Source organism: Arthrobacter sp. 10L424, assembly GCF_056395325.1.
In genome coordinates this window covers 1-789 of the sequence record NZ_JBFTJH010000026.1, presented here as the reverse complement: position 1 = coordinate 789, position 789 = coordinate 1, and the positions used below count along the sequence as shown (strand labels likewise).

1 protein-coding gene is annotated in these 789 nt (G+C 68.8%); it reads left to right on the top strand.

Annotated elements, in window-relative coordinates:
- A partial coding sequence (locus AC1DC5_RS19015; RefSeq protein ID WP_476866197.1) for an LGFP repeat-containing protein occupies nt 1-789 on the top strand: 789 nt, incomplete at both ends.

Genomic DNA, 789 nt, shown 5'->3' with positions numbered 1-789 from the left:
CGCCGCGAACGGAGCCAAATCCCAGGGCTACCAAAACGGTGCGATCTACTGGACCGCAGCGACCGGCGCCCGCATCTCATCCGGTGTCATCCGCGACGCCTGGGCCGCCCAAGGCTGGGAATCCGGAACCCTCGGCTACCCCACCACCGACATACGGACCGCCCCCAACGGAGCCAAATCCCAGGGCTACCAAAACGGCGCGATCTACTGGACCGCAACCACCGGAGCCCGCATCTCTACCGGGGCGATCCGCGACGCCTGGGSCGCCCAAGGCTGGGAATCCGGGCCCCTCGGCTACCCCACCACCGACATACGGACCGGTCCGAAGAACGGGCTGTCCCAGGGCTACCAAAACGGTGCGATCTACTGGACCGCAGCGACCGGCGCCCGCACCACATCCGGCGTCATCCGCGACGCCTGGGCCGCCCAAGGCTGGGAATCCGGGCCCCTCGGCTACCCCACCACCGACATACGGACCGCCCCCAACGGAGCCAAATCCCAGGGCTACCAAAACGGCGCGATCTACTGGACCGCAACCACCGGCCCCCGCATCTCTACCGGGGCGATCCGCGACGCCTGGGCCGCCCAAGGCTGGGAATCCGGGCCCCTCGGCTACCCCACCACCGACGTGAAGACCGCCCCGAACGGAGCCAAATCCCAGGGCTACCAAAACGGTGCGATCTACTGGACCGCAGCCAACGGCGCCCGCATCTCATCCGGTGTCATCCGCGACGCCTGGGGCGCCCAAGGCTGGGAATCCGGGCCCCTCGGCTACCCCACCACCGACAT